At 63.3% G+C, this 5,878-nt stretch carries 7 protein-coding genes and 1 riboswitch; of the genes, 2 read left to right on the top strand and 5 right to left on the bottom strand.

Features of this window, described 5'->3' with window-relative positions; genetic code table 11:
* Window positions 1-33: 33 nt before the first annotated feature.
* From EOA22_RS22245 to EOA22_RS22235, 3 genes are all read right to left on the bottom strand, one after another.
* Window positions 34-804, bottom strand: coding sequence for a CbtA family protein (locus EOA22_RS22245; protein WP_013531118.1), 771 nt, complete (start codon window positions 802-804; stop codon window positions 34-36).
* 15 nt (window positions 805-819) lie between these two features.
* Entirely contained in the window at window positions 820-999 is a 180-nt protein-coding gene (locus EOA22_RS22240; RefSeq protein ID WP_013531117.1) for a CbtB domain-containing protein, read from the bottom strand.
* 35 nt (window positions 1,000-1,034) lie between these two features.
* A riboswitch (cobalamin riboswitch) is annotated at window positions 1,035-1,231 on the bottom strand.
* A gap of 65 nt (window positions 1,232-1,296) precedes the next feature.
* Window positions 1,297-2,496 (bottom strand): MFS transporter, encoded by a 1,200-nt coding sequence (locus EOA22_RS22235; RefSeq protein WP_013531116.1) that lies wholly within the window; start codon window positions 2,494-2,496, stop codon window positions 1,297-1,299.
* Between the two features lie 223 nt (window positions 2,497-2,719).
* Between EOA22_RS22235 and EOA22_RS22230 the strand changes: the two genes are divergently transcribed.
* Both EOA22_RS22230 and EOA22_RS22225 read left to right on the top strand, forming a co-directional pair.
* Window positions 2,720-3,718 carry a DUF1624 domain-containing protein gene (locus tag EOA22_RS22230; protein WP_063168230.1) on the top strand — a complete coding sequence of 333 codons (999 nt, stop codon included), beginning with the start codon at window positions 2,720-2,722 and terminating at the stop codon, window positions 3,716-3,718.
* Window positions 3,715-4,191: an isoprenylcysteine carboxylmethyltransferase family protein gene (locus tag EOA22_RS22225; protein ID WP_024501351.1), complete on the top strand. Its 477-nt coding sequence runs from the start codon at window positions 3,715-3,717 to the stop codon at window positions 4,189-4,191. Before EOA22_RS22230 ends, EOA22_RS22225 begins: the two co-directional genes overlap by 4 nt.
* A gap of 85 nt (window positions 4,192-4,276) precedes the next feature.
* Here EOA22_RS22225 and EOA22_RS22220 read toward each other — a convergent pair whose 3' ends face one another.
* Window positions 4,277-4,663: a MerR family DNA-binding transcriptional regulator gene (locus EOA22_RS22220; protein WP_013531113.1), complete on the bottom strand. Its 387-nt coding sequence runs from the start codon at window positions 4,661-4,663 to the stop codon at window positions 4,277-4,279.
* A 157-nt stretch (window positions 4,664-4,820) separates the two neighbouring features.
* Window positions 4,821-5,878, bottom strand: a 1,058-nt coding sequence (gene mgtE, locus EOA22_RS22215; protein WP_127390220.1) for a magnesium transporter, incomplete at its 5' end; no start/stop codon positions are given.

The following is a 5,878-nucleotide window of genomic DNA, read 5'->3' as shown; positions in this document are numbered from 1 at the left end:
GCGCCGCCGATGAGAAAGGTCAGTGTCTTGCGATCAGGCAAAGCTGTCGCGCAGGCTGGTCGCGGTGCCGGTGAAGCGACCGCGCACCACACCGACGACCGCTCCGAGCACCAGCCAGAACACCAGATTGGTCACGGTCACCGCCACCACGAACTGGTGATGCAGCCCTTCCGGAATCGCCGTCTCGTAACTGTCGGGCTGCGGTGCCCCGACAACATGCGGTGCGACGATCAAAAGGACGGCAAGGATCGCCAGCGGCAGCGACTTGCGGAACGCGATCAGGCCGAGACCGGCAGCGGTTGCCGCCACCGTTGCCCACCACCAGATCTGGCGCTGGGTGAGATCGGCGGCCGGCATGGCCGGCAGTTCCGGCGGCAGGCCGAGGCCCGGCGCCAGCGTGAACACGGCAAAGCCGGCCAAGCCCCAGAACACGCCCTGGCGCCAACCACCGATACCGCCGGCGAATTCGGAAACCGCGACCAGGATCAACCCGAAGCCGATGCCGGTGACGATGTTGGCAAGCACGCTGAAGGCGAAACGCTCGAAACCGTCTGCCGGCGCCCAGCCCTCGTCTTCCGCCGCAGCAGTCGCTTCGGCAGGGGCCGGAGCGGCTGTGCTCATGGCATTGCTATCCGTTGCTGCCGGAGCGGCATGGTCATGGTGATGCCCGCCGCCCGCCTGTTCGTAGACTTCCGCCTTCAGGATCAGCGGCACGGTCGCATAGGCCTGCATGCAGGCGAGAACGACGCCGGCCACGAGCCCTGCGATCGCCGCGATGAACACGACGTTGCGAAACAGGTTCATGATGTCAGCCCCTCGTCAGTGGCAGGGAAACGCCATCGAATGGCGATAGTCGTGAGCCGCATTGTGGACCGCATCGATATGCGAGAAGCCGACAAAGCCCATCACGAAAATGCCGAGCAGCGCGGCGAGCGCAAGCTGCATGAAGCGCGACTGCGAGGAGACGGAAGCGCCGAGGGAGACGGAAGCGGTAGTCATGTCTTGTCCTTTCGCCCTCCACCCGAGGGCATCGAAGTCAGTTTCCTGTCGCCGGCAGGTCTCCTGGCTCACGGATCAGCGTCCTTCCCCACCTTCCCGAAGAAAAATCTTCAGTGGCATATGGAGAGGACTACCGCACACAGTTGCGGGGGCAGCCACGGCATTGGGCGAAATCCGCCCTTACCGCATTCCCTCTTGGCTCCAAAATGGAACCGGCGACACCGGCGACTATAGGCAGAATCCTCGCGTCCGGCAAACCAAATTCCGCCGGCGACCGTTGCGAATGCGCCATGAAGGTCAAAGCGATTTCGGCAGATAGCGCCACGTCACGAAGCCGCAGACCGCCGCCAGCAGGCCGAGCGTGACGAACACCGAGCCCAGGCCGAAGAAGGCCAGCACCACCGAATAGACCAGCGGCGGCGTCAGCTCGGAAAAGTCGAGATAGGTGCGATAGACTGCCGCCATCTGCGATCTTTCATAGGAGCGCACCGAGCGCATGAAGGCGGTCGAGCCGAGCGCGTCGAGTGCAATGGTGAAGAAGGCGCCGCAGAGCAGGAAGGCGCCGGTGAGCAGCGGCACGGTTTCGCCGACGAAGCCCGCCGCCAGAAGCGCGACCGACATGGCGAAATAGGCAAATGTCATGGTCCTGCGGCCGCCAAAGCGCTTTCCCGCCTTGCCCCAGAAAATCGCCATGAACAAAAGCGCGTTGCCGGCCGAAACCAGCAGGCCGCCGGCCAGCTTGCCCTCACCCGTAATGACCATGAACAGCGGCCCATAGACGAAGAACGTCGTCCAGAAACAGGAGCGCCCAAACGCGATCAGCCAGGCCAGCCTGAGCCTGGGCTGGGCGATGAAGCGGCCGATATTGGCGAGCGGATTGGCTGGTCGCGTCTTGCCGGGACGGATCGACGGGTTGTCGCCGAGCCGGTAGGTCCAGAACAATGCCAGCAAGGCTAACGCGAACACGGCCACCGCGCCATGCGCGGCATAGACGCCGAAGCGCGTGTAGAGGAAGATGCCGAGCGTCGGCCCACCGGTCCAGGCCAGCATCGACCACGCCATGCGCAGCGATTCGGCCTGCATGAAGTCGGTCTTGCGGATGTGGTCCATGATGTAGAGGTTGAGCGTGATCGACAGCGCGCTGGCGCCCATCACCCGGCACAGCATGCCGGCCAGTTGCCCGGCAAGCGTGTCGGTGACGAAGAACAGCGAGCCAATGGCCAGCAGGCAGGCGCCCGCCGTGTAGACCCAGCGCCGGGCGAAACGGCGGATCAGCATCGGCATGAACAATGTCACCGACAGGCCGAGCATCGCCACGACGGTGTAGAGGATCGAGACGATCTGCTCGTTGTGCAGGATCTCGTAAGCCTGGATCGGGATGACGCTCGACACCGTGGCGCGGGCGAAGGATTCGACCGCATAGAGCGAAGCGAAGGTGCGCGCGTCCGCGGCCTTGAGGGCCGGTAGCCAGATCGGATGGCGCACATGGGTGGACATTGCTTTCCCCGAAGCAGATTCACCGGGTCAAATCTGCCGTGGCGACCTCAGCGCCAATAAGAGGAAACCGACGTGCATCCGGCAAAAGCGAAGCCGGCCAAAGGCTTTCCGGCACTGGCCCAATGCCGCGGCTGATCCGGCGCTATCGGCAGGGTTGCCGGTCTTCTTTTGTCCCGGGCAACCGTGATAGTCCTCCAGCGGGGCTGAATCAGAATGCGAGACCATGAGCATCCAAACGCCGACCGCACCCGTTCAGGATCGACCAAAGCGCATCGTCGCCATCGACATCGTGCGCGGCATCGCGCTGATCGCCATGGCAAGCTACCATTTCACCTGGGATCTGGAGTTCTTCGGCTACACCGATCCCGGCCTGACCGCCTTCGGCTGGTGGAAGATCTACGCGCGCTGCATCGCCTCGACCTTCCTGTTCCTGGTCGGCGTCAGCCTGTATCTCGCCCACGGCCGACAAATCCGCTGGAACGGCTTCTGGAAGCGGTTCGCCATGGTCGCCGGAGCCGCGATCGCGATTTCGGTCGTCACCCGCATAGCCACTCCGGACGGCTTCATCTTCTTCGGCATCTTGCACGAGATCGCGCTGGCCAGCCTGCTCGGTCTCGCCTTCCTGCGCCTGCCGGCGCTGCTGACGCTTGTCGTCGCTGCGCTCGTTATCGCCGCCCCCGTCTATCTGCGCTTCGAGGCCTTCGATCACCCATGGCTGTGGTGGGTCGGCCTGTCGGCGACCAATCCGCGCTCCAACGACTACGTTCCGCTGTTTCCGTGGTTCGGCGCCGTGCTTGCGGGCATCGCGGTGACGAAACTCGCCGCAGGTGCCGGCCTGCTTGCCAGGCTTGCCAATCTGGCGCCCGGTCGCTTGGCCAACCCGCTGGTCTTCATCGGTCGGCACAGCCTGGCTTTCTATTTGATCCACCAGCCGCTGCTGATCGGCTGCGTCTGGCTGTTCTCGCAGATCATGCCGGCGCAGGTCGAAACCCCGCAGGTGAATTTCCTCAAAACCTGCCAGCTGTCCTGCGAGCAGTCGCGCGACACCGAGTTCTGTACGAGCTACTGTGTCTGCATGCTCGATACACTCGAGGGCGAGTCCACGCTTGATAGGCTCTACAACAACGATCAGACTGCGGAGTGGAAAGCGCATTTGTCCGATCTCGCCGGCATGTGCACCGCCAAGACCGACAGCAAGTTGATGGAGGGAGGGGCCGAATGACCGAGAACCAGCCGAAGCCGGGGCTCATACCGTGGCCGCCGCTGATCTACATCGCCGCCATCGCCGTCAGCATCGCACTGGGCCTGCTCTATCCCCTGCCCTGGATCGGCGACCTGCTGGGCGATATCCTGTTCGCGGCCGGCTGGGTGGCGCTGTTTGCCGTCGCCGCACTCTGGTTCACCGCGATCCGCACCATGATCCGGGCCAAGACCACGCTCAACCCCAACGCTGTACCCGATCACCTGGTCACCACGGGTCCCTTCGGCGTCACCCGCAATCCGATGTATCTGGCCAACACGCTGCTGTTGATCGGCGTCGCCTTTGTCTCGGGCATCGTGTGGTTCCTGCCGCTGGCGTTCATCGCCGCCTATGCCACGCAGAAGGTGGCGATCGAAGGCGAGGAAAAGGTGCTGGCGGCAAAATTCGGCAAGAAATACCGCGACTACGCCAAACGCGTGCGCCGCTGGATTTGAGCTGGCTTTCAAGCGGCCAATCTCCCCCCTCGTGGGGGAGATGTCCGGCAGGAGAGAGGGGGGCGCTGTCCCTCAAACTCTCTGCCTACGTATTCACGCCAAGCTCCACCAGCCGCTCCACACAAGACTCCTCGGCCTGGTCGAGTTCAGCCAGCGTCTCCTCGAGGTCGCGGCGTTTCTGCCGGAGATCCTCGCGCTTTTCCTCGATGCGCTTGATCATCAGGTTGAGCTGGCCGACTTCGCCGGGCGGCTCCTTGTACATCTGGATGATTTCGCGAATCTCGTTGATCGAGAAGCCAAGCCTTTTGCCGCGCATGATCTGGCGAATGAGCTGCCGGTCGGAGGGGCGAAACAGCCGCGTGCGGCCGCGCCGCACCGGCTGCACCAGCCCTTCGTCCTCATAAAAGCGCAGCGTCCGCGTCGACACGTCGAACTCGCGGGTCAACTCGGTGATCGAATAATATTCTCGCATTGCCACTCCCACACGCCGAAACACCGGGGCGATCGCCATGGCGGCGTCACCCTTCTGTCCCGAACCAAAACCCATGCCATGCCGGAATCGACATGGCGCCCCGCGCGAGCCTCGCACGGCATTTACGTAAAAGTCAATTGAGCCAAAAGGCGTGCCTTCAGGGCACGCCGAACCACCACGTGGCAATGCCGAGAAATGCAAAGAAACCGACGACGTCGGTAACCGTGGTGACGAAGACCGCCGAAGCGACCGCCGGATCGACCTTGAAACGATCGAGCAGCAGCGGGATCAGGATGCCGGCCAGGGCGGCCACGAACATGTTGATGATCATCGCCGCCGCGATGATCCCGCCCAGATTGGGATCACGGAACCAGGCTGCCGCGACGATGCCGATCAGGATGGCGAAGACGATGCCGTTGATGAAGCCGACACCCATCTCGCGGCGAATGATGCGGCCGGCATTGTAGATGTCGAGATCCCTGGTCGCCAACGCCCGCACGGTGACGGTCATGGTTTGCGAGCCGGCATTGCCGCCCATGCCCGCGACGATCGGCATCAGCACCGCCAGTGCCACGATGTGTTCGATCGTGCGGTCGAACAGGCTGATCACCGACGCCGCCAGGAACGCGGTCAGAAGGTTGATCAGCAGCCACGGAACGCGTGAGCGCGAGGTCGAAAAGATGCTGTCGGAAAGCTCTTCGTCGCCGACGCCGCCCATGCGCATCAGATCTTCCTCGGCCTCCTGCTGGATGACGTCGACGACATCGTCAATGGTCAGAACGCCAACCAGCCGTTCGTTCTCGTCGACGACCGCGGCCGACAAAAGATCGTACTGCTCGAATTCCCGCGCCGCCTCTTCCTGGTCCATGGTGGCCGGAATGGCGTGCCGCGTCTCGTGCATCACCTCCTCGACCTTGACCGAACGCTTGGTGCGCAGGATCTGGTCGAGGTCGATGGCGCCGAGCAGCTTGAAGCTCGGATCGATGACGAAGATCTGGCTGAAGCGCTCGGGCAGATTCTGGTCGTCGCGCATGTAGTCGATGGTCTGGCCGATCGTCCAGAACGGCGGAACCGCGACGAACTCGGTCTGCATGCGGCGGCCGGCCGTCTCTTCGGGATAATCGAGCGAGCGGCGCAGCCTGATCCGCTCGGTGAACGGCAGTTGCGACAGGATCTCGTCCTGGTCTTCCTGGTCGAGATCCTCGAGAATGTAGA

This window comes from Mesorhizobium sp. M7A.F.Ca.US.014.04.1.1, assembly GCF_003998745.1.
Taxonomy (GTDB): domain Bacteria; phylum Pseudomonadota; class Alphaproteobacteria; order Rhizobiales; family Rhizobiaceae; genus Mesorhizobium; species Mesorhizobium ciceri.
The sequence above is the reverse complement of the archived record's forward strand: the minus strand, read 5'-3'. Positions and strand labels throughout refer to the sequence as shown.